This is a genomic window from Citrobacter amalonaticus (assembly GCF_001559075.2).
In the GTDB taxonomy this organism is placed as follows: domain Bacteria; phylum Pseudomonadota; class Gammaproteobacteria; order Enterobacterales; family Enterobacteriaceae; genus Citrobacter_A; species Citrobacter_A amalonaticus_F.
Genome location: NZ_CP014015.2, coordinates 4,721,845 through 4,747,709 on the forward strand (window position 1 = coordinate 4,721,845; position 25,865 = coordinate 4,747,709).

Annotated in this window: 25 protein-coding genes; 7 read left to right on the plus strand and 18 right to left on the minus strand. The window is 53.6% G+C overall.

Going from position 1 to position 25,865, the window contains the following annotated elements:
* Window positions 1-170: 170 nt before the first annotated feature.
* The 3 genes from AL479_RS22780 to AL479_RS22790 are packed head-to-tail and all read right to left on the minus strand — an operon-like array spanning window position 171 to window position 2,255.
* Window positions 171-800 carry a helix-turn-helix transcriptional regulator gene (locus AL479_RS22780; protein WP_061077768.1) on the minus strand — a complete coding sequence of 210 codons (630 nt, stop codon included), beginning with the start codon at window positions 798-800 and terminating at the stop codon, window positions 171-173.
* A 52-nt stretch (window positions 801-852) separates the two neighbouring features.
* The gene (locus AL479_RS22785; RefSeq protein ID WP_061077769.1) at window positions 853-1,833 is read right to left on the minus strand and encodes a threo-3-hydroxy-L-aspartate ammonia-lyase; all 981 of its coding nucleotides are present in this window, start codon (window positions 1,831-1,833) and stop codon (window positions 853-855) included.
* A gap of 32 nt (window positions 1,834-1,865) precedes the next feature.
* Complete coding sequence (locus AL479_RS22790) at window positions 1,866-2,255, minus strand: RidA family protein (RefSeq protein ID WP_061077770.1); 390 nt, start codon at window positions 2,253-2,255, stop codon at window positions 1,866-1,868.
* 228 nt (window positions 2,256-2,483) lie between these two features.
* Between AL479_RS22790 and AL479_RS22795 the strand changes: the two genes are divergently transcribed.
* Window positions 2,484-3,320, plus strand: a complete 837-nt coding sequence (locus tag AL479_RS22795; protein ID WP_061077771.1) for an MBL fold metallo-hydrolase — start codon at window positions 2,484-2,486, stop codon at window positions 3,318-3,320.
* A gap of 64 nt (window positions 3,321-3,384) precedes the next feature.
* On the opposite strand, the gene AL479_RS22800 is transcribed toward AL479_RS22795, so the two are convergent.
* The 7 genes from AL479_RS22800 to AL479_RS22830 all read right to left on the minus strand — a co-directional run bounded on the left by AL479_RS22800 (window position 3,385) and on the right by AL479_RS22830 (window position 10,189).
* Window positions 3,385-4,650: a Y-family DNA polymerase gene (locus AL479_RS22800; protein ID WP_061077772.1), complete on the minus strand. Its 1,266-nt coding sequence runs from the start codon at window positions 4,648-4,650 to the stop codon at window positions 3,385-3,387.
* A 392-nt stretch (window positions 4,651-5,042) separates the two neighbouring features.
* Window positions 5,043-5,462: a translesion error-prone DNA polymerase V autoproteolytic subunit gene (locus AL479_RS22805; protein WP_061077773.1), complete on the minus strand. Its 420-nt coding sequence runs from the start codon at window positions 5,460-5,462 to the stop codon at window positions 5,043-5,045.
* A 253-nt stretch (window positions 5,463-5,715) separates the two neighbouring features.
* The gene (locus tag AL479_RS22810; RefSeq protein ID WP_012132688.1) at window positions 5,716-5,898 is read right to left on the minus strand and encodes a DUF1869 domain-containing protein; all 183 of its coding nucleotides are present in this window, start codon (window positions 5,896-5,898) and stop codon (window positions 5,716-5,718) included.
* Between the two features lie 2 nt (window positions 5,899-5,900).
* Window positions 5,901-6,263: a DUF1971 domain-containing protein YeaR gene (gene yeaR, locus AL479_RS22815; RefSeq protein WP_043000424.1), complete on the minus strand. Its 363-nt coding sequence runs from the start codon at window positions 6,261-6,263 to the stop codon at window positions 5,901-5,903.
* Between the two features lie 167 nt (window positions 6,264-6,430).
* Window positions 6,431-8,407, minus strand: coding sequence for an acyltransferase family protein (locus AL479_RS22820; protein WP_061077774.1), 1,977 nt, complete (start codon window positions 8,405-8,407; stop codon window positions 6,431-6,433).
* A 129-nt stretch (window positions 8,408-8,536) separates the two neighbouring features.
* Window positions 8,537-9,175 carry a leucine efflux protein LeuE gene (leuE, locus tag AL479_RS22825; protein WP_061077775.1) on the minus strand — a complete coding sequence of 213 codons (639 nt, stop codon included), beginning with the start codon at window positions 9,173-9,175 and terminating at the stop codon, window positions 8,537-8,539.
* Window positions 9,176-9,271: 96 nt separating this feature from the next.
* Entirely contained in the window at window positions 9,272-10,189 is a 918-nt protein-coding gene (locus AL479_RS22830) for a LysR family transcriptional regulator (RefSeq protein ID WP_061077776.1), read from the minus strand.
* A gap of 103 nt (window positions 10,190-10,292) precedes the next feature.
* On the opposite strand from AL479_RS22830, the gene AL479_RS22835 reads away from it, so the two are divergent.
* Window positions 10,293-11,378, plus strand: coding sequence for a tartrate dehydrogenase (locus AL479_RS22835; RefSeq protein ID WP_061077777.1), 1,086 nt, complete (start codon window positions 10,293-10,295; stop codon window positions 11,376-11,378).
* Between the two features lie 44 nt (window positions 11,379-11,422).
* Here the strand turns inward: AL479_RS22835 and rnd are convergent, their stop codons facing one another.
* From rnd to AL479_RS22860, 5 genes are all read right to left on the minus strand, one after another.
* Window positions 11,423-12,550, minus strand: a complete 1,128-nt coding sequence (rnd, locus tag AL479_RS22840; RefSeq protein ID WP_081093705.1) for a ribonuclease D — start codon at window positions 12,548-12,550, stop codon at window positions 11,423-11,425.
* 232 nt (window positions 12,551-12,782) lie between these two features.
* Entirely contained in the window at window positions 12,783-14,468 is a 1,686-nt protein-coding gene (gene fadD, locus AL479_RS22845) for a long-chain-fatty-acid--CoA ligase FadD (protein ID WP_061078055.1), read from the minus strand.
* A gap of 204 nt (window positions 14,469-14,672) precedes the next feature.
* Window positions 14,673-15,254: a Slp family lipoprotein gene (locus AL479_RS22850; protein ID WP_061077779.1), complete on the minus strand. Its 582-nt coding sequence runs from the start codon at window positions 15,252-15,254 to the stop codon at window positions 14,673-14,675.
* 59 nt (window positions 15,255-15,313) lie between these two features.
* On the minus strand, window positions 15,314-16,009 hold the full coding sequence (gene tsaB / locus AL479_RS22855) for a tRNA (adenosine(37)-N6)-threonylcarbamoyltransferase complex dimerization subunit type 1 TsaB (RefSeq protein ID WP_061077780.1): 696 nt from the start codon (window positions 16,007-16,009) through the stop codon (window positions 15,314-15,316).
* Window positions 16,010-16,066: 57 nt separating this feature from the next.
* Window positions 16,067-17,977: an ATP-dependent DNA helicase gene (locus AL479_RS22860; RefSeq protein ID WP_061077781.1), complete on the minus strand. Its 1,911-nt coding sequence runs from the start codon at window positions 17,975-17,977 to the stop codon at window positions 16,067-16,069.
* A gap of 129 nt (window positions 17,978-18,106) precedes the next feature.
* On the opposite strand from AL479_RS22860, the gene AL479_RS22865 reads away from it, so the two are divergent.
* Window positions 18,107-18,451, plus strand: a complete 345-nt coding sequence (locus tag AL479_RS22865) for a RidA family protein (protein WP_043000414.1) — start codon at window positions 18,107-18,109, stop codon at window positions 18,449-18,451.
* Between the two features lie 6 nt (window positions 18,452-18,457).
* Here AL479_RS22865 and AL479_RS22870 read toward each other — a convergent pair whose 3' ends face one another.
* A complete protein-coding gene (locus tag AL479_RS22870; protein ID WP_061077782.1) occupies window positions 18,458-18,637 on the minus strand; it encodes a YoaH family protein in 180 nt (59 codons plus the stop codon).
* A 73-nt stretch (window positions 18,638-18,710) separates the two neighbouring features.
* Between AL479_RS22870 and pabB the strand changes: the two genes are divergently transcribed.
* The 4 genes from pabB (at window position 18,711) to AL479_RS22890 (ending at window position 23,954) form a co-directional block, all read left to right on the plus strand.
* Complete coding sequence (gene pabB, locus AL479_RS22875) at window positions 18,711-20,072, plus strand: aminodeoxychorismate synthase component 1 (RefSeq protein WP_061077783.1); 1,362 nt, start codon at window positions 18,711-18,713, stop codon at window positions 20,070-20,072.
* A gap of 3 nt (window positions 20,073-20,075) precedes the next feature.
* On the plus strand, window positions 20,076-20,654 hold the full coding sequence (locus AL479_RS22880) for a CoA pyrophosphatase (protein WP_061077784.1): 579 nt from the start codon (window positions 20,076-20,078) through the stop codon (window positions 20,652-20,654).
* Between the two features lie 185 nt (window positions 20,655-20,839).
* A complete protein-coding gene (gene sdaA / locus AL479_RS22885) occupies window positions 20,840-22,204 on the plus strand; it encodes an L-serine ammonia-lyase (RefSeq protein WP_061077785.1) in 1,365 nt (454 codons plus the stop codon).
* A gap of 151 nt (window positions 22,205-22,355) precedes the next feature.
* On the plus strand, window positions 22,356-23,954 hold the full coding sequence (locus AL479_RS22890; protein WP_061077786.1) for an EAL domain-containing protein: 1,599 nt from the start codon (window positions 22,356-22,358) through the stop codon (window positions 23,952-23,954).
* 6 nt (window positions 23,955-23,960) lie between these two features.
* Here AL479_RS22890 and yoaE read toward each other — a convergent pair whose 3' ends face one another.
* Entirely contained in the window at window positions 23,961-25,520 is a 1,560-nt protein-coding gene (gene yoaE / locus AL479_RS22895) for a CNNM family cation transport protein YoaE (protein ID WP_061077787.1), read from the minus strand.
* Window positions 25,508-25,813 (minus strand): protein YoaL, encoded by a 306-nt coding sequence (locus AL479_RS24280; protein WP_407191721.1) that lies wholly within the window; start codon window positions 25,811-25,813, stop codon window positions 25,508-25,510. Before AL479_RS24280 ends, yoaE begins: the two co-directional genes overlap by 13 nt.
* Between the last annotated feature and the right edge of the window lie 52 nt (window positions 25,814-25,865).

The window sequence follows — 25,865 nt, forward strand, 5'->3', positions numbered from 1 at the left end:
CGGTCTTTATTTCTGATTGAGAATCTACTCATTACCAGAACCGGGCGGCATAATACATAACTCAAATTACCCCTGCAATAGGTGTGGATGACTTTCTGTTATTATTACCGTTCGTTTGCTCATTATTCAGGCAGGGCAATATATAAGAGATGATATATACACCGGCGGATTCACCCGGACTGACGCGCATAGAGGTAGGCTGTCGCCCGTGATACCCCTAAATGCTGCGCCACCGTATCCATGGATTTACGCACATTCAGCAATCCCTCTTTTCGTAACTGTTGGATCAGAACCTTTCTGTCTTCCGTTTTAAGCGCGCGTGCCGTGGTGGCGCGTTTCGCGGCGAAATCATCGATTCGCTGGCGAATGACTTCAGTACTCCCGGGGTCAAGATGTTCGCGCACCGGTGAACTCTCTGTTTCGGTAAAACGCGCCAGCGCGCTCTGCATCCCCCGAAAAAGCGTCATATCGACATTAAGGCATAATGCGGCGACGTAGTTGCCCTCTTCATCCTTAATGCCAATAGACGTACTTTTTACCGGACGGCCATCAGCAAACTGATTGCCGTAGTTCGCAATAATTTCAGGAAAATCCGGAGACGCAATCCTTGCCAGCCCGAGTTCTGTAGCCGGTTGTCCCGCCTCACGCCCGGATAAATTATTATGTATCGACATAATTGCATGCTCAGGATCCTTGAGGTCATGAACAACCACTTCGCAAAAAGGAGAAAACGTTTCGCTTAATCCCTTCGCGATAGTGTCAAGTTGGCTGAGAAGCGAATTCTCGTCGTTTTTTGGCATGCCGGTCTCCCACAGTGATGCCCGTTGTCATTATTGCTATTTGTTTACAGCCTCACGAGACGGATTTCCCGGCCAGAAACTCACCGTAACGCGCGATATCCACATTGCCGCCGCTGATGATAATGCCGACTTTTTTCCCGCAGAGTTCTGCTTTTCTCGCCCTTGCCGCCGCAAAGCCAAGACAGCCAGTGGGTTCTGCGACGATTTTCATGCGCTCAGCCATAAACCTCATCGAGGCAATGAGTTCATCGTCTGAAACGGTCAGAATATCATTAACGTATTTTTGAATCAGAGGGAACGTATAGTGCCCCAGATGTTGCGTCTGTGCACCATCAGCAATCGTTTTTGGCGTATCGATGTGAACGATTTTACCGCTTCGAAAAGACTGCTGTCCGTCGTTACCGGCTTCAGGCTCTACACCATAAATAATGCAATCCGGGGAGAGTTGCCGGGCTGCCAGTGCTGAACCTGAAAGCAAACCACCACCTCCCAGACAGACAAAAAGCACATCCAGTGGGCCGACCTCCTCAATCAACTCTTTGGTTGCGGTGCCCTGACCGGCAATAACATGGGGATGATCGTACGGAGGAATGAGCGTCAATCCGTGTTTCTCAGCCAGTTCACGGCCAATCTGTTCACGATCTTCCGTATAGCGATCGTACATGACGACATTGCCACCATACCCTTTGGTCGCCGCCACTTTTGCGGCTGGCGCATCATGAGGCATGATGATTGTCGCCGGAATACCCAGCAATTTTGCTGACAACGCTATCGCCTGGGCATGGTTTCCGGAAGAAAATGTCACCACGCCAGCCGCTCGTTGTTCCGGCGTAAACTGGCGTAACGCATTCATCGCCCCACGAAACTTAAAGGCCCCCATACGCTGGAGGTTTTCACATTTAAAGAAAACGTCAGCGCCAAATTCCGCATTGACAGTCCGGGAGGTCATCACCGGCGTTTTGTTTGCGTATCCTTCAATACGCTCGGCGGCGGCGGCAACATCAGCATATTCCGGACGTGTAGTCTCAGTCATTTTTTTCACCTGTATAGCGTTAAGCGTCGGGCTTATTGCGCCAGCGCGATAGCTTCTACTTCTAAGGCAGAACCATAATGCAGTTCTGCCACCCCAGCAACGACACGAGATGGGCGGAAATCGCCAATCCATTCGGCGTAAATTTCATTAAACGTCGGCCATTGGTTGATATCTGTCACATAGACACGTACGGAAACCAGATGCTGACGGGATACACCGGCCCCTTTCAGACAGGCATCGACATTTTCCAGAACGTGTCGGGTCTGTTCCTCAAAAGACGCCCCCGCCTTTTTCTCACCGTTCCGGGTGATTGGCAGTTGCCCTGAGATAAAAACAAATCCCCCTGCTGTCACGCTCGCCGAATAGTGCCCGGCGGGAGGAAGCCCATGGGACGTTGCGTTCAGTGTGATATCCGGGTGCATGTGCGACTCTCCTGTGTTCCACATTTAATACACTATGTATTAATTCATACTTTTTGTATGATTCGTTTATACACCACATTGCACTGTGCGACTACCCCTTGTTTTGACGTCTGCGGTTTCCGCTCCTCGCTTATGTGACAGAGATCGCGGTTATGATTTGCTTCAGAAAATCAAAAGGTTCGATAATGGCGTCAATCGACATATTGAATCTGAATGGGATGCGGAGTGATGAAATTAACCATACTGGTAGATAACAATACTTACATTGACAGGTATTTGACCGGAGAACCTGGCGTTTGCTATTTCATTGAATGCTCAGGCTTAAAACTTCTTTTTGATGTTGGCTATTCTGATATTTTTTTAAAAAATGCACAGATCCTGGGTATCGATCTTACGCACATTGATAAAATTGTATTATCACATGGACATAACGATCACACCTGGGGGTTAAACCATTTATTCCAGCATTACGACAGACTTCCATCACCTCCGGCAAAGAAGGTCGATATCATTGCCCACCCCGCCGCCTTTACGCCTAAATTTTATGCGTCAAAACCCATTGGGATGAACCATAATGCCCTTTGTTTCGATTACTTCTTTAATATCGTCAGTTCCACGCAACCCCTGAAATTATCCGAAGACATCACTTTTTTAGGACAAATCCCCCGCCTTAACCATTTTGAAGCGCAAAATCCGGTAGGCCATACACATAATCATGATGGTGAGTTAACGGCTGATTACGTGATGGACGATAGTGCAATGGTAATTAAGACAAAGGATGGACTGGTGATTGTCACCGGGTGCTCCCATGCCGGGATTTGTAATATTATCGAGCACGCAAAATCAGTCACGGGAGAGTCGAAAATCGCTTCCGTTATAGGCGGTTTTCATCTCCTTAATGCCGATGAATCATTACTTTCGGAAACCGGGAAATATCTCAGCGCAGTGTCGGCTACTACGCTTTATCCGAGCCATTGCACCGATCTTACCGCAAAAATCCATCTGTCTCGTTATGTGGATCTCAAAGAAACGGGCGTGGGACTCACGTTGACTTTCCCCATGTAGCATCAGATTGTGTGAAGGGAGGCCGTGTTTTCTGCCTCCCGGTTATTCATACCTGTTGCGACGATCACCTGACCACCAGCAGATCGGAAAAACGCGTGGTGTAGCGTGGAGAAAGCATCTGCCGTCTCAACTGCCATGGTGGCTGAATACCCTGCCCGACAAAGTACAGCGTTCCTCTGCCCTGTCTGGCATTGAGCGTATCCAGAACTTCCATCAACTTCTCGCTGCCGGGGCGCGGTGAGTTATCATCGAACAGATTGAGTTGCGCCACGCCCTGACTGAAAAAATCACCGAGCATGACCCCGGCCTTCTGATAACGATGTCCCTCTTTCCAGATAGCGTCCAGGCATCGCGTGGCGGCGCTAATGATATCCCGGCTGTCCTGTGTCGGTGTCAGCAGTTTCACCGACGCGCTATTGCCGTACCAGGTTTCATTCGGCACAAACGGCGACGTTTTCACAAATGTCGAAATGAACCGGCAATACTGGTGCTCACTCCGGAGTTTCTCCGCCGCGCGGGTCGCGTAAGCACAAATCGCCTGGCGCATCTGTTCGTATTCCGTAATGCGTTCGCCAAATGAGCGACTGAAAACGATCTCCTGCTTCGCGGGCGCAAACTCCTCAAGCGCCAGGCAAGGTTCACCGCGCAACTCCCGCACGGTTCTTTCCAGTACGACATTGAAGTGCTTACGTATCACCGCGATGTGCGTATCCGCCAGATCGAGTACCGTTTCTATGCCCATCGCGGTCAGCTTTTTACTGATACGACGACCAACGCCCCACACCTCATCAACCGGCAGGGCCGCCATCAGTTTTCGCTGCCGTTCGAGATTCGACAGATCCACGACGCCACCCGTCTGCTGCGGCCACTTCTTCGCCGCGTGGTTAGCCAGTTTGGCCAGCGTTTTTGTCTGTGCAATCCCCACGCCGAGCGTCAGATGTGTCCGCTTTAAGACCGTGTCGCGGATCTCTTTGCCAAAATCCGTGAGATCCCGACAGTTTCTGACTCCCGTCAGATCGCAAAAGGCCTCGTCGATACTGTAAATTTCAACGCGTGGTGATAGCGCTTCGAGCGTCGACATGACCCGATGGCTCATGTCGCCGTAGAGTTCATAATTCGAACTGAAACACGCCACCCCATGACGCCGGAACGCCTCTTTTTGCTTGAAATAGGGCGCCCCCATGACCACCCACGGTTTCGCTTCGGGACTGCGGGAAATCACACAGCCATCGTTATTCGACAGCACAACAACCGGTTTGCCTTTCAGATCGGGCCGAAACACCGTCTCACAGGACGCATAAAATGAATTCACATCGCATAGCGCAAACATGGCGCACCTCATAAATACTGTATCTATATACAGCATTATTTAAGATATTTTTAAACTTGCAAGCAAAATCCTGGCGCTTTTTCTTAGTGGATTGTTCTGCCTGAAAACGTCGTCGGTTATCCACAGAAACGGTGCATAACCCTGTGGGTGAGTGACATGACGTTGTTAATCAGGTTTGTTCACATGCCGTATCCCTACGTCAGCCGGACATCTCCGTTCCTTTCCTTAACGGCGCAAACCGAAATTTGCATGTCTGCTCACAAAACAGGCAGGTTAATGAGCAATTAACCTGCCTGTCATTGGTATACCCCTTAAGACCACCGGGGAATCACAAGGAAACCCGGCGTGTATTGTTTGCAACGTCAGGGGGGACGAACAATACGCAGCAATCGTCAGCTCACCGCCTTCACAATAAATGTCACGACGCCAAAAATCGCCAGGGTGTCCTCACTGCCGATGACGATGGGCGAATAGGCGCTGTTCATGGGGTTAAGCTGAACGGTGGGCCGCAACTGTAACCGCTTCACCGTGAACTCCCTCTCCACTGCCGCAATCACGATATCTCCGTGGCTGGCAGTGCGTGAACTGTCCACCACCAGCAGATCGCCGTCGCCGATCCCCGCATCGATCATCGAGTCGCCAGCAGCCCTGACGAAATAAGTCGAACTGGGATGCTGAACAAGTAACTTGTTGAGATCGATACTCTGCTCAACGTAATCGGCCGCCGGACTGGGGAATCCGCACGGAACCCGATCGCTGAAAAGTGGAATGGCAATGACGTCATGCCATTCCGCAGGTCTGTACAACGTCATAATGCACACCTTGAATACTGTTTTTATATACAGTAATTTCAACTCAGGCAGGGATCAAGTCATTGGCAAAACGCCGCTGCGCAAAGCGTCGCCATATTGCGCGTAAGCCTTTATTGATCCTGCAAATATACGGTTTGTAAATTTTTGCGCTGGAGGACGACGTCCGCCGTTTTAGAGCAGGTATAGGGGAGCATTTCCGGAAAGCGAAAAAAAACCGGCGCTGACAGCCGGTTTCCTCTCTGCATCGCGTGACTTACCAGCCGCAGACGTCGTGCTCATTTTCCGTATCGTAGGAACGCACGGTATTGACGAGATCTTTCACCACTTCGGCGGCGACGTCAGGCACCAGTAAGGTCATTGGCGCTTCGGTTTCGTAATCGACAGAGACGCCATTGCTGTTATTCGTCACGGTGACGGTATAGGTTGCTTTGCCCATGATTATTTCTTCCCGGTATGAATGACTTTTCGTTGATTCGCGCTTTCCATCAGTACCTCTGGCGCGACGAAAAAGTCGATATTGAAATAAGTGTCATCGCTCATCACTTCGATGTTGTGCCACTTTTCCGGTGGAAACACACCAAACTGACCCGCTTCGATGATCATCACTGTTTCGGCTTCTGGACTGTGTTCATCCGCATATCCGAGATATTTGACCGCCCCCTGCATCACCGACAGACGGGGATAAACCCCCGGTCGGGTTCCTTTATCAAGGTGGCGTTCGAAAATTCCGGCAGGTGCAGTTTCTTTGTTCCAGAACGGCGTGGCACGTGTGTGGATATGATTTTGTGGAATCTGAAGCATGTCCTTCCCTCTTCCAGTCGGTAGGATGCGATTGTAAGTAAACCGCTGTTCCAGAAAGGTTACGCCTCATAACCGGCATTTTAAATACACCAAAAGGGGCAAGTGACATTCATCACTGATTTTTTCTGACAGAGGAAAGCCTGTCCCCAGACTTTCCTCCTGTTATTTTATCGGCCTGGCGTTTTGAGCGGATTACCAAATTGCTGCAGATACGCCTCCCCCAACGTTTTCGTGGCGTAGTCATTTAAATGACCGACGTCACGATACAGCGGTATGCCCTCAATTTCCGTCCTGCACATGCCATCAGGGCATTGCACGCTTTTGGGATCGACAATAATCAACGATGGGAAGCGGGCCTGTAACGTGGCAAAAAACGGTTCCGTCCAGACACTGTTATTAATCTGCGGATTCGGGTTGCATGTCTGATGCTCATACTCTCCCCGCGTTTTAAAATGTTCATAAAAACAGGTCAGGAAATGCTTTGGCATCGGGAACATCGTTTTCACCAGTACCGGCTGCGCCCCGGCATCAAGAATATCCTGTATTGCCTGTTCAGTAGCCCGGGTGAGAATATTGATAGATTCCGCGGGCGATGGGGAATCCCCAATCTGCGATCTGACCCTGAATGCCGCATAGTTTTCCCAGACCTGAGAAATGATCACATATTTATACTTATGGTTTCGGATCGCCTCATAGTATTTTTTGACGTTCTCATGACAAGCCCGGTAATAGTCGCCTTTATAAGTATAGAGATCGTCGTGATACACACGGGGAATTGCCAGGCACAGTGAAGTCGCTTTCATATCAACAGCAACATGCGCATTTTTCCCCATGATGTCGAAGAAATTCCAGTACTGATTAGAGTGCGAATCGCCCATCAGAAGTGCTTTCTCAGAAGCGGTTTTATCCCCCACCACACAGGCCATATCGGTTCCTGTGACGTTTTCATTCATACAATCCTGACGCTGCTTTATCTTCGTCTCTTTGAGCACATTGTTGATATGACTTAACGACTCGCCGAATCGTAGATAGCTAAATCCGTCAAAACGCTTACTGACCGACATCAGGGTAATAATGGCAATCACTGGGATAACCACCAGCAGAATCAGCGTTTTTTTCAACGACTGACGGGGCTTCCGGTAGGGTTTCTCAATGAAATAATATGACCCCATCGCCAGCAGTACAGCCAGACCCAGACCAGCCATTCGGGCATAGACACTGGTAATGCCGATGTAGTGCAGTGTCGCGAAAATCGGCCAATGAAAGAGATAAAGCGAATAGGAGATCGTGCCAAGCCAGACCAGCGGCGGGAATGACAACAGTTTATTGGTCAGAATATTTTGCTGGCTACCGGTGAAAATTAACACCGCGGTACTGACGCAAACGATCAGAGTGTAAGCATTAGGATAACCCAGAATGACATCACTTCTGACGCTAACAAAAAGTATTGCCACCACCGCAACCAGTGAAAGGCTGTTAAGCACAACCTTGTTTAGTTTCTGCGCCATCGGGAGATAAATACAGGCACAGACACCGAGCATGAACTCAAAGAGTCGGGAGGCGAAAAAATAATACGTTTTCGTCGGATGCGCACCTGAGTAGTGCCAGGCGATATAAATGCCTACAATCGTCAGCAATGGCGCCAGATAGTTAAGCACCCGTTCGTGCGTTTTTTTACGGATGACGTAATAGATGACCGGGAAAAAGACATACCATTGCCACTCGATGGATAAAGACCAGGTGTGAAGCAACAGCATGGCGTTTGAATCAGGCGCAGCATAGGCGGTGGTTTCATCGCCAAAGTAACGGTTGGAGACAATCAGCAGCGTCTGCTTTATGCTTTTGAGGAAAGAGGCATAATCTTCAGGCAACCAGAATACCGACGCAATGACAACGCACAGCAGCATCATCGTCAGCATTGCTGGCTGCAATCGCCATATTCTGCGCAAATAAAAATCGCTAAAACTGAAATGACCCGCATCCATTCGATCTTTAATTATCGATGCGATGAGAAAGCCTGAAATAACGAAGAAAATATCGACCCCGATGAAACCGGATGCAAATAGCGAAAATCCGGCGTGAAATAACACCACCAGCAATACGGCAATCGCCCTTATGCCGTCAATATCAGAACGATACTTCATCGATTATCCTGCGAACAAAATATAAAGTGCGGATTTTACATGAGATTATTGAAAAGTGAACCGCCAATGACACGCTGTTTTATGGTGGTTTTCCCCATAAAAAGCCCGCCGCCAGGCGGGCCTCCTGGCTTACGACTGTAGGGTCGCCAGTCGTGCAGCGAAACCGACAAAAATCAGGCCGATCAGCGAATTTCCGACCTTCGCCAGTTTCTGTTTAGTACGAATATACTGCGTGACAAAGGCGCCCGAGATAATCAGGAAGCTCAGGTAGCAGAAGCTCACCACTTCAAGCGTGATCGCTAAAATGAAGAATGACAGTCCCGCGTGCGGCGCATTCACATCAATAAACTGCACAAAGAAGGAGACATAAAACAGAATGGCTTTTGGGTTCGTCAGGCTCAATACCAGCGCACGTTTAAAAATGGCGCCAAAGGGGACCGCGTCTTCAGCCATCTCACCGCTTTTTGCTTTAAGCGTGGCATAGAGGATTTTGGCGCCCAGATACAGCAGGTAAAAGGCACCGAGATAGCGGACGATATTAAACAGCACTGGCGTCGTTTTAATCAGCGTCGCCACCCCGGCATACGCCAGAAACATGAGCACCGCGTCACCAATAAATACGCCGCTTGCCGCAAGGTAACCGCCCTTCATTCCACGTCCGACGCTGTTTTTCAGCACAAATATCGTGTTCGGTCCCGGAACCAGAACAATAAAAATAGCCCCGACCAGATAAGTCCAATAATTCAGTACGCCATACTCAGCAAACACGTTAACCTCTTCTTCCTGAAACCACTTTTTCGCTTAACTGCGAAACAATATGCTAACGGATGCACCAGTCCAAGGGAAGCGCTTATACCCGCCTCATTATTTTAGTGAGAACGTCGGATAGCGCTCGGCAAAATAGTGGCGTAAGAATTCCACCGTAATACGCACTTTGGCCGACGTCGCCAGCCGTGAAACATACACCGCCCAGATATTGGCCGGTTGGTAATACTCCGGCAGGACATGCACCAGATGACCGCTGGCGATGTTATCGCAAACATCCCACCAGGAGCGCAGCGCAATCCCCTGTCCGTCCAGGCACCATTGATGCACAATCTCACCATGATTCGATGACAGCGGCCCGGTCACCTTAATGGCGTGCTCCCCCTCTTTATTCTGCAATTGCCAGATCCCGAAGGGATGATCGCGCTCTTTGATCACCAGGCAAGAACAGGTAGCGAGATCGGCAAGCTGTTTTGGCGTACCGTGCTGTGCCAGGAACGACGGCGATGCACAAAGGATTCGGTAGTTCGTACCCAGCTTGCGGGCGATCACATTTGGCGCAATGTCATCGCCAATACGGATATCGAGATCGACACCTTCATTGGCCAAATCCACCAGCCGGTCTTCCACATCAAAGCGCAACTCCAGTTGCGGATATTGTCTTGCCAGGGCGGACAGCGCAGGAGCCACCACCTGTCGACCAAAACCAAAGCTACTGATGATTCGCAGCATCCCTTGCGGAACCTGTCGGACATCAGAGAGTTCATCCATCATCTGATCGACATCATGCAGAATACGCTGTGCCCACTCATAGATGCGCTCTCCCTCTTCCGTAATGGTGACCCGGCGTGTGGTGCGGTGCAGCAAAACCACATTCAGGTTCTGCTCAAGCAGCGCAATGCGTTTACTGACATACGCCGGTGAAACGCCCAGCTCCTGGGCGACGGCAGCGAATCCCGCCCGACGGGCGACCAGAATAAAGACGCGTAAATCAGTCAGCAGAGGAGGATTATTCATGATCTGTGTTTTATGTTTCACCAGTTGGAGAGATTAACTGTGGATCAGTCAATTATAGGATAAGGAGGAAGTCAATTTTGCTACCCTACAAGTGAGAACCGGTATGAAAAAAACCTGTCGTATTGCCGCCATTCCCGGTGATGGCATCGGTAAGGAAGTGCTGCCAGAAGGCATTCGCGTTTTACAGGCTGCCGCCAGACGTTGGGATCTGTCGCTCAGCGTTGAGACGTTCGAATGGGCCAGCTGCGATTATTACCTTGAACACGGGAAAATGATGCCGGATGACTGGCGCGAACAGTTATCCTCCTTTGACGCCATTTACTTTGGCGCCGTCGGCTGGCCGGAGACGGTTCCGGACCATATTTCCCTGTGGGGGTCGCTGCTGAAATTTCGTCGGGAATTCGATCAGTATGTGAATCTGCGCCCGGTCCGTCTCTTCCCCGGCGTGCCCTGCCCGCTGGCCGGTAAGAAGCCGGGCGACATTGATTTCTACGTCGTGCGTGAAAACACCGAAGGGGAATACTCCTCGCTGGGCGGGCATATTAACCCGGGCACTGAGCATGAGGTGGTCATCCAGGAGTCCGTTTTCACCCGTCGGGGCGTGGATCGTATTCTGCGCTATGCGTTTGAATTAGCCCAAAGCCGTCCGCGTAAGACGCTGACGTCGGCGACCAAATCCAATGGTCTGGCAATCAGTATGCCATTCTGGGATACACGCGTAGAGGCCATGGCGCAGCACTATCCCGATATCCACTGGGACAAGCAGCACATTGATATTCTTTGTGCCCGTTTTGTGATGCAGCCGGAGCGCTTCGATGTGGTGGTCGCCTCGAATCTGTTTGGCGATATTCTTTCCGATCTCGGTCCGGCATGTACCGGTACCATCGGCATTGCCCCCTCGGCTAACCTGAACCCTGAGCGAACCTTCCCGTCGTTGTTCGAACCGGTACATGGTTCCGCACCGGATATTTATGGCAAGAATATCGCCAATCCGATTGCGACCATCTGGGCAGGGGCAATGATGCTCGATTTCCTCGGTGCAGGAGAGGCGAAGTACACCGCCGCGCATGACGGGATTCTGGCCGCGATTGAGCAGGTGATTGCCACTGGCCCTAAAACGCCGGATCTGAAAGGCAGCGCATCGACCCAGCAGGTCGGTGAGGCCATTTGTGACGCGTTAGATTCGTAAGACGGTCGTGCCGGATGCCGCTGATGACATCCGGCAACCACCGCTTATTGCGGGTATTCCTGCAGTAACGCGTTGAGCTTCGTCGCCATCAACGCCGCTCGCCAGCCGGAAATCAATTCGGGCTCCGTGCTCTGCGGCTTTAACTTCCAGTGCCAGTTGAGCAACTGGTTAATCTGACGACGTGACGCCAGCAGCTCTGCGCTGACGTGATGTTCCGTACTCACTTCCGTCACCAGCGCCTTAATCGCCTTAAACGCTTTGCGATAGCCCGGCATATCCATCAGATTCAGCAGCGGTTCCGGCAGCGCCTCTTCCGGCAACGCCTGCGCTTTGGCAACCAGCGAGAGTAGCGTCTTGCCGTGGAAGCGAATTTCACTGCCAGAAAGCCCCAGGCTGTCGAGTTCGCCCATGCTGCCGGGCATATAGCGCGCCACGGACCACAGGTGCTCTTCGCGAACCACGAAGTTAACGGCCAGATCGCGCTCACGCGCTTTACGCAGACGCCAGTCGGCAAGCAGTTGCAGACAGGCCAGTTGACGCGTCCGTAGCTGCCAGGCGTTGGTGATGTCACGCCAGGCGTCTTCGGGCGCCAGGATCTCCTGACGACGGGTTTGCATCAGACGACACTCATCCAGCGCGGCAGGCAACCAGCCCGCCGCCTCGGTTTCCGCCATCAGCTTCCCGGCAATCGGTAACAGATACCAGACGTCTGCTGCCGCGTATTCGCACTGGCGCTCAGTCAGCGGGCGCGCCAGCCAGTCGGTACGCGACTCGCTCTTATCCAGCGCCACGCCGGTGTACTCTTCCACCATCGATGCAAAACCCCACGACAGTGGACGGCCGCAAAATGCCGCCAGGATTTGTGTGTCAATCAGCGGCTGCGGCAGTTCGCCAAACGCATTCAGAAAGACTTCCAGATCTTCACTACCCGCGTGCAAAAACTTGGTGATGGCGGTATCGCGCAGAATCGCTTTCAGCGGCGACCAGTCGCTAATGCCATGCGGATCGATCAGTGCGACATGTTCGCCGTCAAACAGCTGGATCAGGCCCAGTTGCGGATAATAGGTACGGGTACGAACAAATTCGGTATCCAGGGCAATCGCAGGAAACGCACGGACCGCTTCGCACAGGGTCGCCAGCGCGTCGTCAGTGGTGATCATTTGGTAATTCAAATTGCATTCTCTTCGGTTTACGCCAAAAAAAACGCCGGATTCACCCGGCGTCAGATTGCTGACAAAGAAGGAAAAAACGTGGTTTTTTCCTTCTTTGTGGTTATCAGCCGAAAATCAATAAATTGATTTTCCTGGTTTTTAATAAAGTGATCTCTGCTTGTCCGGTATCGGCATAAGGTTTGCGATCACTCTCACGCCGGATTCACCCGGCGTTTGACGTGTTACTTAACGCTCAGCCCTTATTGTCCACTTTGGCACGGGCTTCGTCACGTAATTCTCGACGTAAAATTTTGCCGACGTTTGATTTCGGCAGTTCATCGCGGAATTCAACCAGTTTCGGGACTTTATAGCCCGTGAGCTGACGGCGGCAGAAAGTGACCAGCGCCTCCTCGGTGAGCGAAGCCTCTTTTTTCACCACAAAAATCTTCACCGCTTCGCCGCTGCTGCCGGACGGAACGCCGACGGCAGCCACTTCCAGCACGCCCGGATGCTGCATCACCACATCTTCGATCTCATTCGGATAAACGTTAAAGCCGGAGACCAGAATCATATCTTTCTTGCGATCGACAATGCGCAGGAAGCCTTTATCGTCCATGACCGCGATGTCGCCCGTGTGCAGCCAGCCGTCTTTGATGATCTCATCCGTCGCATCAGGACGCTGCCAGTAGCCCAGCATTACCTGCGGCCCTTTCACGCACAGTTCACCCGGCTGATCCGGCGACACTTCGTTGTCGTCATCGTCCACCAGTTTGGCTTCGGTTGATGGCACCGGCAGGCCGATGCTACCGCTGTGGTAATCAATATCGTGTGGGTTAACGCTGACCAGCGGCGCGCATTCGGTCAGGCCATACCCTTCGAGCAGATACTGTCCGGTCAGCTTCACCCATCGTTCAGCCACCGCCTGTTGTACTGGCATGCCGCCGCCCGCAGAAAGATGCAACGAAGAGAAATCCAGCTGCTGGAACTCTTTATTGTTCAGCAAGGCGTTAAACAAGGTGTTCACGCCGGTCATGGCGGTAAACGGATACTTCGCCAGCTCTTTTACCAGCCCCGGAATGTCGCGCGGGTTGGTGATCAGCAGGTTCTGCCCGCCCAGCTCGATAAACAGCAGGCAGTTCATGGTCAGGGCAAAAATGTGGTACAGCGGCAGCGCAGTCACCACCAGTTCTTTACCCGGATGCAAAAGCGGCCCATAAGTGGCCTTCACCTGCTCCAGGTTGGCCAGCATATTGCGGTGCGTCAGCATCGCCCCTTTCGCCACCCCGGTCGTTCCGCCGGTGTACTGTAAAAACGCCAGATCCGCAGAAACCACTTCCGGTTTAACATACTGCATACGGTAACCAGCATGCAGCGCGCTGCGAAAAGAGATCGCATCCGGCAGATGATATTTCGGCACCAGTCGTTTGATGTACTTCACCACGAAGTTCACCAGCGTACCTTTGGCCGTGGAGAGCTGGTCGCCCATACGGGTCAGAATAACGTGCTTAACGCTGGTTTTATCAACCACTTTTTCCAGGGTATGGGCGAAGTTGGAGACAATCACAATCGCCGCCGCCCCGCTGTCGTTTAACTGATGCTCCAGTTCACGCGGGGTATAAAGCGGGTTGACGTTCACCACGATCATCCCGGCACGCAAAATGCCAAACAGCGCCACCGGATATTGCAGCAGATTCGGCATCATCAGCGCGACGCGGTCGCCCTTTTGCAGCCCCAGTCCCTGTTGCAGGTAAGCTGAGAAGGCGCGGCTGCGCTCCTCCAGCTTGCGGAAGGTCATCACCTCCCCCATGTTCATAAACGCGGGCTGATCGGCATAACGCGCGACAGCATGTTCAAACAGTTCCACCAGGGATTGATAACGGTCAGGATTGATCTCCGCAGGCACATCTGCGGGATAACGGTTTAACCAAACCTTCTTCACTGCATCACCTCTAAAATGAGCGTTCGTCGTCATCTCAACCCCAGATAATAAACAAGTCGTTAACATAATATTAACTCAGCGTACCAGTTTATTAATTACTCAACTGAAAGGTTGCGAAGCGCGTCACTATTTATTTTTGTTATGACGTTAATAAAACAGAAACAGCGGACCAGCCGCTGTTTCTTTTACTGATAATACAACGCGTTACTCTGTGACAATCGTTTGAACCTGTGCAGGACCTGGGTTATACCATCCCCAACCGCCATAGCCATATGGCCAGCCTCTCCCGCCGTAGAACCACGGGTCGATCGGTTGTGGTGGCATCACCACCTGCTGGGCAAGCCGCCAGCGTTTGTAGCCCGTCACGTCCATGGTCATGAATTTGTACGGCGTGCTACCCACTTTGCCTTCGACAGTACCCGTAATCGGCCCAACGACGGTCACCAGTTGCCCCCGGAAATCAACCGGATCGAGGAAACCATTCACATTGGCGTAAATCCGCCCGCGGGATGGTTCGCCCAGAATGGGGCGCGCCCCGCTATCGAGCGAAACGGTCGCAATTTCCAGACGCGTTTTCCCCTGCTGGTTTTGAATATCCACCACTTTGCCGCCAAAGCGCGCTTCCTGACCCACGTACAACTGCGGGGCATTCATCACCCGCACGAGATCGTCCTGCGGCGTGGGACTGGAGCCCTTGATCGCATCCGGAACCGTAACGCACCCGCTCAGCATGAGCGCGATGGCCCCCGCGAGCAGGCCTTTTACAACTTGTTTTTGAACCGCCATACTGCGACTCCTTTTCTCAGCGCACTGACCCGGCGTTTTACTGGTCATACTACTGAGATTCATTCTTTTCCGGGAAGTTTCTTCCAGGCCACGTTGTTACGTAAATAAACCGGTTCAGCGTGCTCGACCGCCACGGTTTTGCCGTCAGCCAACATCTGGCAGGCGATCGGCAGCATATCTTCCGCCGCGGGCAGCAGGACGTCACCGTCGCGCAGCGCCAGTCCGCTCTCTTTGCCAAGTTCAGGCCAGGCAGGCCAGCCCGTCCCGACGGTCACCCATTCGCCGGAAAGCTGTTGTAAGCGCTCGGTTACCTGCTCAGGTTTCAACACGGCCTCGGTTTCTTCACCGTGCCAGACGCCCTTTTCATCACGCTGATACTCGGCCCAGTAAACCTCGCCCATTCGCGCATCAATGGCCGCCAGGACACGAGTCGCGCCGGTTTTACGCCATGCGCCCTGTGCCATCGTCGCCAGCGTGGAGACGCCGATCATCGGCAGGCCGGCACCTAACGCCAGCCCCTGGGCAATGCCAATCCCGATGCGCACGCCGGTGAAACTGCCCGGCCCACGCCCGTAGGCCAGCGCATTGAGTTCAGTCAGAGAGGTGCCGTTAGCGGCAAGGATATCCTGCACCATCGGCAGGATGCGTTGAGTATGTTCTCGTGGGCAAAGCTCAAAATGAGCAGAGTGAGTACCGTCGTTCCACAGCGCCACAGAACAGGCTTCTGTGGCGGTATCGATAGCCAGAATTCGCATGAGTCTTCGTGCTTAGATCAATAAAATGGCCCGCATCTTACCATACTCCGTAACAAATTACTCGGAGGATGGTATTGCGAGGAATCGCACGGCACGGGCGATATCCCGGGTGCGCGGCGCCGGCGGCAGGCTGGCAAGAAACGTCGCGCCGTAAGGTCGCATCACCAGTCGGTTGTCACAAATCACCAACACGCCACGGTCATCGGCATCACGGATCAAACGGCCGACGCCCTGTTTCAGCGTAATCACCGCGTCGGGCAGTTGCACCTCATCAAACGGATCGCCGCCACGTAAACGGCAGTCTTCCATTCGCGCCTTCAGCAACGGATCGTCCGGCGACGTAAACGGCAGTTTGTCGATGATCACCAACGACAGCGTATCGCCGCGCACGTCCACCCCTTCCCAGAAACTGCTGGTCGCCACCAGCAAGGCGTTGCCCGCGCTGACGAACTGTTGCAGCAGTTGGCCTTTGCTGGTTTCCCCCTGCAACAGCACCGGAAGCGTCATGGTAGCGCGGAACTGCTCCGCCAGATCGCGCATCATCGCATGCGAGGTACAGAGCATAAAGCAGCGCCCGTTGTTCGCTTCGATGATCGGTCTTAACATTGCCGCCAGCTGTCGCGCCGCGCCCGGCTGATTGGTTTGTGGCAGATTGCGCGGCACGCAGAGCAGGGCCTGGCGAGTGTAATCAAACGGACTCGGCAACAGCATTGATTCCGCCTCTTCAATCCCCAGACGCGCCGTAAAGTGATGCAGGTCGTCGTTTACCGACAGCGTTGCAGAGGTGAAAATCCAGCTTCCTGGCTTCTGCGCCATCACCTCTTTGAACTTATCCGCCACCGTCAACGGGGTCAGCGCGAGGGTGAAATTGCGCGAGGTACATTCGTACCAGTAGCTATAACCGGGCTGGTTGATCTCTTTCAACCGTTTGAGACGTGCGCGATACAGCGTAGCGCGCTCAAACGCGGCATCAAGCAACGCCGAACGTCCGAGGGACAATTTCGCCACGTCGTAACACAACTCCAGCGTATCATCGAGCAGTAAAAACGCGCGCTGCACCCGCTGGTCGGCCAGCAGTTCACGCAGGTTGCCGCGATATCCCGGCTCACCCAGTTGCAAGCGGAAATCCTGCGCGCTTTGCGCCAGACGGTCGGCGCATTTCTGTAACTGCTGGGTGTCTTTCAGCTCGGTACGATAGGCAATGGTGATGTCCTTCGCCAGATCCATCAACTGACGACTAGAGAGCGACTGACCAAAATACTGGCTGGCGATGTCCGGTAGCTGATGGGCTTCATCGAAAATCATCACCTCCGCCTCCGGAATCAACTCACCGAAACCACTCTCTTTGACCACCATATCGGCCAGAAACAGGTGATGGTTCACCACCACCACGTCCGCGTCCATCGCCTTTTTACGCGCTTTCACCACAAAGCAGTCTTTATACAGCGGGCAGTCGCTGCCAAGGCAGTTGTCGTTGGTGCTGGTGACCAGCGGCCAGGCCTGAGAATCCTCGGCTACGCTGACACAGGTACTGATGTCGCCATCTTCGGTCTGATTCGACCACGAGCGCAGCAGGATCACATCGCTTAAGGTCTGAACGGGCAGATCGCCGCCCGCCAGCGCCTGTTGTTCGAGGCGCTCCAGGCATAAATAGTTTGAACGTCCTTTCAACAGGGCCAGCCTTCCGGTGTACTTCAGCGCGTTGGCGACCGTCGGGAGATCGCGGCTGTAGAGCTGATCCTGCAATGCCTTCGAACCGGTCGAGATAATCACTTTCTTTTTTGCGCGCAGCGCCGGTGCCAGATAGGCGTAGGTTTTCCCCGTCCCCGTTCCGGCTTCTACCACCAGAGGCTGTGATTTTTGGATGGACTGAGCAACGGCCATCGCCATCTGCCGCTGTGGCTCTCGCGGTTTGAAACCCGGTATCGCTTTAGCCAGTTGACCTTCTGGTGCAAAATCGTCCGTCACACTACCCCCTGTTGATTTGAACAGGGATTATGTCAGGCCGCAGCGGCTTACGCCAGTTGAAGAGGTGACGCCGCCCTGACAATATGGCAGTCTTGCCATTTTATGCAGAACGTAAAAGAGGAAGGCTTTATGACTATCATCCGTATCGATGCCGAAGATCGTTGGTCTGACGTGGTGATCCACAACAATACGCTCTACTACACTGGCGTACCGGCAAACCTTGATGCCGATGCCTTCGAGCAGACCGCCAACACACTGGCACAGATTGACGCCGCGCTGGAACAGCAAGGCAGCAACAAGTCACGCATTCTTGATGCCACCATTTTCCTTGCCGATAAGCATGATTTCGCGGCGATGAACAAAGCCTGGGACGCCTGGGTTGTGGCCGGTCACGCGCCGGTACGCTGCACGGTTCAGGCTGGGTTAATGAACCCGAAATACAAAGTTGAGATTAAAATCGTCGCCGCGGTGTAAGCCGGGCTACTCGTCTTCGTCTTCAAAACGCGCCACAATCCGCTCGCCGGTATGGGTGGCGCGCAGCTCTTCAGCTACCAGCGTAATCGCCTGACCGCTGCTCATTCCCTGCGACATCAGTTCCTGAATACGCTCAACCGCTTTTTGTTGCTGCTCGTGACTGAGTGAAGGTAAACCTGCAAACATCGTTAACTCCTGCTAAATTGTCTGCGCTAATTATTTCATGCAACCTGGAACATAGCCAGTACAGTCAGGATCAATGAAGACGTTATCTCCCGCTATTATCACGCTCCCCTGGCGTCAGGACGCCGCCGAACAGTATTTCGCGCCAATAAGCCATCTGCCGTGGGCAATGCTGCTGCATTCCGGTCACGCGGATCACCCGCATAGCCGCTTTGACATCGTGGTCGCCGATCCGCTTTGCACCGTGAAAACGCACGGCGAAACCACGCAGATTTGCGATGCGCAGGGCTGTCGTCTTACGCATGACGATCCGCTGGCCGTGCTACAAAGCGCGCTGACCGCGCTGAATCTCCAGCCGCCTGTGAACGCCGATTTACCGTTTCAGGGTGGCGCATTGGGGTTATTTGGCTACGATCTGGGACGCCGCTTCGAATCCTTGCCCAGCCATGCCCGGCAGGATATCGCGCTGGCGGACATGGCGATAGGCCTCTACGACTGGGCGCTGATTGTCGACCACCAGCGCCAGACCGTAAGCCTGCTCAGCCACACGGATGCAAGGGCCAGGCTCGCCTGGCTGGAAAGCCAGCAGCCCCCTGCGCGTGTGCCGTTCAGGTTAACCGCTGGCTGGCGCTCGAATATGACGCGTGAGCAATATGGCGAGAAATTCCGTCAGGTGCAGGCGTATCTGCACAGCGGCGACTGCTATCAGGTCAATCTGGCCCAGCGTTTTCAGGCGTCTTATCAGGGCGATGAGTGGCTGGCCTTCGAGCGGCTCAATCAGGCGAACCGCGCCCCGTTCAGCGCGTTTTTACACCTGGATGACGGTGTCATTCTGAGCCTGTCGCCAGAACGGTTTATTCTTCTGGCTGACGGCGACATTCAGACCCGTCCCATTAAAGGCACCTTGCCGCGATTGCCGCAAGAAGAGGCAGACCGGGAGCAGGCGCAGAAACTGGCGAACTCTGCGAAGGATCGGGCGGAAAATTTAATGATTGTCGATCTGATGCGCAACGACATTGGTCGCGTGGCGGTACCGGGCTCGGTGAAAGTGCCGGAACTGTTCGTGGTCGAGCCCTTCCCGGCGGTGCATCATCTGGTCAGCACCGTGACCGCGCGGTTACCTCCCACACGGCATGCCAGCGACCTGCTCCGCGCCGCGTTTCCTGGCGGCTCAATTACCGGGGCACCGAAAGTGCGCGCGATGGAAATTATTGATGAACTGGAGCCTCATCGCCGTAACGCCTGGTGCGGCAGCATCGGTTACCTGAGCGTCTGCGGCAATATGGATACCAGCATTACTATCCGCACCCTGACCGCCGTGGACGGTCAACTGTACTGTTCCGCTGGCGGCGGTATTGTCGCCGATAGCGAGGAACTGGCGGAATATCAGGAAACCTTTGATAAAGTGAATCGTATCCTGCAACAACTGGAGAACTGAGACGTGGAGAACAAGAGCCTGACGCTGGATGATTTTTTATCGCGCTTCCAACTTTTGCGCCCGCAGATTAATCGCGAGTCCCTGAACCTGCGCCAGGCCGCCGTGCTCATTCCCGTGGTTCGCCGCCCCCAGCCAGGGCTACTGTTGACCCAGCGTTCAGTGCATTTACGCAAACACGCCGGGCAGGTGGCCTTCCCCGGCGGCGCGGTTGACAGCACCGACGCCTCGCTGATCGCCGCCGCGCTGCGTGAAGCCGAAGAAGAAGTGGCGATCCCGCCAGAAGCCGTTGACGTGATCGGCGTTCTGCCGCCGGTTGACAGCGTGACCGGCTTCCAGGTCACGCCGGTGGTTGGCATTATTCCACCCAATCTGCCTTACCGCGCCAGCGAAGACGAGGTTTACGCTGTCTTTGAAATGCCGCTGGCGCAGGCATTGCAGTTAGGCCGTTATCACCCGCTGGATGTCTGGCGTCGCGGTGATTCGCATCGCGTATGGCTTTCCTGGTATGAGCATTATTTCGTCTGGGGCATGACCGCCGGAATTATTCGTGAACTGGCGCTACAAATTGGAGTGAAGCCCTGACTATACTTATCTTTACGCGCAGAACACACAACCTGAAACTCCCGTCACAACATTAGTAAAAACGCGGTTACTCATTAGTTTAATTCATGTGAATAGTTAAGCCGATCCCCGCGTTCCCTCTTACACTATGCGCAGTTATTACATCGTTTCTGGAAGTTTCCAGTCACCCTGTCAGGAGTATTATCGTGATTAGTCTATTCGACATGTTTAAGGTGGGGATTGGTCCCTCATCTTCCCATACTGTAGGGCCTATGAAGGCGGGTAAACAGTTCGTCGATGACCTGGTCGAAAAAGGATTACTGGATAGCGTTACGCGTGTTGCCGTCGACGTGTATGGTTCACTGTCGCTCACGGGTAAAGGTCACCACACCGATATCGCCATTATTATGGGTCTGGCAGGCAATGAGCCAGCCACCGTGGATATTGATAGTATCCCAGGCTTCATCCGCGACGTAGAGACGCGCGGTCGCCTGCTGCTGGCACACGGTCAGCACGAAGTGGATTTCCCCCAAAACGACGGCATGCGTTTTCATAACGGCAACCTGCCGCTGCACGAAAACGGCATGCAGATCCATGCGTATAACGGCGATGCCGTCGTTTACAGCAAAACCTACTACTCCATCGGCGGCGGTTTTATCGTCGATGAAGAGCACTTCGGTCAGGATGCGGCAAATGAGGTGAGCGTTCCTTATCCGTTCAAATCCGCAACCGAGCTGCTGGAATACTGCAACAGCACCGGCCTGTCCCTTTCCGGACTGGCGATGCAGAACGAACTGGCCTTGCACGACAAAAAAGAGATTGAAGAGTACTTCGGTCACGTCTGGCAGACCATGCAGGCCTGCATCGATCGCGGTATGAATACCGAAGGCGTGTTGCCGGGCCCACTGCGCGTTCCGCGTCGCGCCTCTGCGCTGCGTCGGATGCTGGTTTCCAGCGATAAGCTCTCTAACGACCCGATGAATGTGATCGACTGGGTGAACATGTTCGCCCTCGCGGTCAACGAAGAGAACGCGGCAGGCGGTCGGGTGGTCACCGCGCCAACCAACGGCGCGTGCGGTATCGTGCCAGCCGTTCTGGCCTACTACGATCACTTTATTGAGTCCGTCAGCCCGGATATTTATACCCGCTACTTCCTGGCGGCAGGTGCCATCGGCGCGTTGTATAAGATGAATGCCTCGATTTCGGGAGCGGAAGTCGGCTGTCAGGGCGAAGTGGGTGTGGCCTGTTCAATGGCGGCGGCCGGTCTTGCGGAACTGCTGGGCGCGAGCCCAGAACAGGTGTGCGTCGCCGCTGAAATTGGCATGGAGCATAACCTGGGACTGACCTGCGACCCGGTTGCTGGTCAGGTGCAGGTACCATGCATTGAACGTAATGCGATTGCCTCTGTGAAAGCGATCAACGCCGCACGGATGGCGATGCGTCGTACCAGCGCGCCGCGCGTCTCACTGGATAAAGTCATCGAAACGATGTACGAAACCGGTAAGGATATGAACGCCAAATACCGCGAAACCTCACGCGGCGGACTGGCGATCAAAGTTCAGTGTGACTAAACACCTCAACAAGCAACACTAATACTTTTTCCTCGCCCATCTGCAACGGATGGGCGAAATTTTGCCCCCTTTCTCGTCTGCTCGCCGTTTCCCCACTACACTTGCTCTGTTACGGTTGGCTTTTGTGGCTGACGGTTATCAGGCGGCCCGCATGCAGACAGCACAACGGATCATAAAAAAATATCGTCGCAAACGTTTTATCCTGTGCGTACTTTGTGCGCTCATTACGCTCATCCTGACCCTGAGCGTCCGATTTATTTCACAGCGGAATTTAAATCACCACCACACCGTTACCTTTGCCTCCAGGGCGGTCGCCACGCTCGATGAAGTGCTGCGTCCGTTACAGAATGGCCGCGATATCCTGTTACCACTGATTGGCCTTCCCTGCTCTGTTACGCATCTCCCGCTGCGCAAACAGGCTGCCAGACTGCAAACGGTACGCGCAATTGCTCTGGTCCAGCGCGGCGTACTCTACTGTTCCAGCGTCTTTGGCTATCGCAATATCCCGATTCATCAGCTTCAACCCGACCTCCCCACCGCACATGCGCAACTGCTGTTGTCCACCGATCCGCTGCTCATTAAAGGCAGCCCGATTCTCATCCAGTGGTACCCGTCCTCGCCTGACGGCCAGGACGGCGTGATGGAAATCGTTAACATCGACCTGCTTGCCACGCTGCTCCTGGAGCCGCGTAAGCCGCTAATAACCGGAGCCAGTCTGACTGTTGGCAACCGACATTTGATTTACGGGAACGGCGTGGTGCAGAACCTGCCCGCGCTCAACGATGAGCAACGCTATCAACTCGCCTCACAGCATTATCCTTTTACCATTAGCGTGACCGGGCCTGCGGCAGAGGCGCTGGCGCTCAAAGCCCTGCCCGCGCAGCTGCCGCTGGCATTGCTGCTCAGTCTGCTGGTGGGCTACCTGGCGTGGCTGGCCACCGCCAACCGAATGAGTTTTTCCTGGGAGATTAACCTCGCACTGGCACAGCGCGAATTTGAGCTTTTTTGCCAGCCGCTGCTGAACGCGCGGACCGGACAGTGCATGGGGGTGGAGATCCTGCTGCGCTGGAATAATCCTCGCCAGGGGTGGATTTCACCGGACGTATTTATCCCGATTGCTGAAGAGCATCACCAGATCGCGCCGCTGACGCGTTATGTGTTAGCAGAAACCATTCGGCAACGTCATTTTTTCCCCATGAGCAGCCAGTTTCATATTGGCATTAATGTCGCCGCCAGCCATTTTCAGCAGGGTGAATTGCTGAAAGATCTCGATCAGTACTGGTTCAGTCAGCAGCCCATTCAACAACTGGTGATTGAACTTACCGAGCGGGATGCGCTGCAGGATGTTGATTATCGAATCGTTCACGAGTTGCAACGGCAAAACATCAAGCTGGCGATCGATGATTTTGGAACCGGCAACAGTTCGCTGTCATGGCTGGAAAAGTTGCGCCCTGACATTCTGAAAATTGATAAGTCCTTTACCAATGCGATTGGTACTGATGCGGTCAATTCAACGGTGACCGACATCATCATCGCCCTTGGGCAGCGTCTGCATATCGAACTGGTCGCGGAAGGGGTTGAAACGCAGGAGCAGGCGCAGCATCTGCGCCGCCACGGTGTGGATTTACTGCAGGGATTTTTATTTGCAAAGCCGATGCCGCTGCGCGATTTTCCGCAGTGGCTGGCGGGCAGTCACCCGCCGCCACCCAGGCATAACGGACGCATCGCGCCCGTGATACCCCTGCGTTAGAGAAGATTACTCCTCTTCTTCTTGCGCAGGTTGTTCTTTAACAATTCGCACCAGATCCACGCGGTAGTCATTAGCGTCGACAATGGTAATGCTCAGCGGAGGAACCTCGATCACATCGCCCATACGGGGAATGTGACCATTAGCCGCAATCACCAGTCCCGCGACCGTGGCGATGTCTTCGTCTTCATCAACCAGGTTATCCACCGCCAGCGCCTGTTGCAGGGCATGCAGATCGGTGCCGCCTTTGACTAACCAGCCTTCGCCGTCAACGGTAATTTCCGGCGTTTCATCAGCATCCGGGAACTCACCGGCAATGGCTTCAAGGACATCCAGCGGCGTAACCAGCCCCTGCACCACGCCAAACTCGTTGGTGACGATAACAAAACTACCGCGTGCACGACGCAGGACACCCAACAGGTTGATAGGATCCAGCGTTTCCGGTACCACAATGGCCGGTGAAGCTGACGCGATAGCCGCGACGTCGACGCCCTCTTCCAGCGCCACCAGCAGCTCTTTCGCCCGTACGATACCGATGATCTCATCCAGTTCGCCACGACACACCGGGAACAGGCTGTGCGGCGAGGAGAGCAACTGCTCGCGGATCTCATCAACGCTCAGATTGGCGTCCACCCAACTGATTTCACCACGCGGAGTCATGATCCCGCGCAGCGAGCGCTGTGCCAGCGTCAGCACGCCGTTAATCATATAGCGTTCTTCTTCCGCAAATGCCCCTTCCGGGATCGGAACGGCAGCCTGGCTGTCGGATTCATGCGCCACCGCCGCCTGACGTTTTCCGCCCATCAGACGCAGGATCGCGTCAGCCGTACGCGCACGCAGCGGCAGCGTTGACTGATGGCGAATAAAGTTGCGACGCGCAATCTGGTTAAACACTTCGATAATGATCGAGAAGCCAATCGCGGCGTACAGGTAGCCTTTCGGAATATGGAAACCAAAACCTTCGGCGACCAGACTCAGACCAATCATCAGCAGGAAGCTCAGACAGAGCACCACCACCGTCGGATGTTGGTTGACGAAACGCGTCAGCGGCTTGGACGCCAGCAGCATCACCGCCATCGCGATCACGACCGCCGCCATCATTACAGGCAGATGGTTCACCATACCGACAGCCGTAATCACCGCATCCAGCGAGAATACCGCATCCAGGATAACGATCTGCGTCACGACCACCCAGAAGCTGGCATACCCTTTACCATGCCCGGAGTCGTGTTCACGGTTTTCCAGCCGTTCATGAAGTTCCGTCGTGGCTTTAAACAACAGGAAGATACCCCCGAGCAGCATGATCAGATCACGACCGGAGAAGGTGAAATCCATGACGGTGAACAGCGGTTGGGTCAGGGTGACCATCCACGAAATAATAGACAGCAAGGCCAGACGCATCACGAGCGCCAGGGATAAACCAATCAGACGTGCTTTGTCACGCTGCTTCGGCGGCAGCTTATCCGCAAGAATCGCAATAAAAACCAGGTTATCGATGCCCAGGACAATTTCCAGGACGACAAGCGTGAGCAAACCCGCCCAAATCGAGGGGTCCATTAAGAATTCCATGACAAGCTCCTGCTTAAGGAATGGTTAACAGGCGATAAAACACAGTGCAGACAAAACGTGTGGCAAGACATGCCAGACTGGCAGGCGCGATGCGGCCTGAAGGTGAAATGACGTCGGTGACGATCCATACAGCGGGCTAGTGCCCTATACTCCTGGTTAGTTAAACAGAACGTAAACATAACAGAGGCAACGTGTTTTTGGCAAAGATTTACCTTCCTTTGCAAAGAGTTGTAACAGAGATATTTTACTCTACGAAATTTCTCATTGGCGAAAACTAAATTACGGATCTTCATCACATAAAATATTTTTTTCGGTATCTAAAATAATTCGCGGACATCATATGTT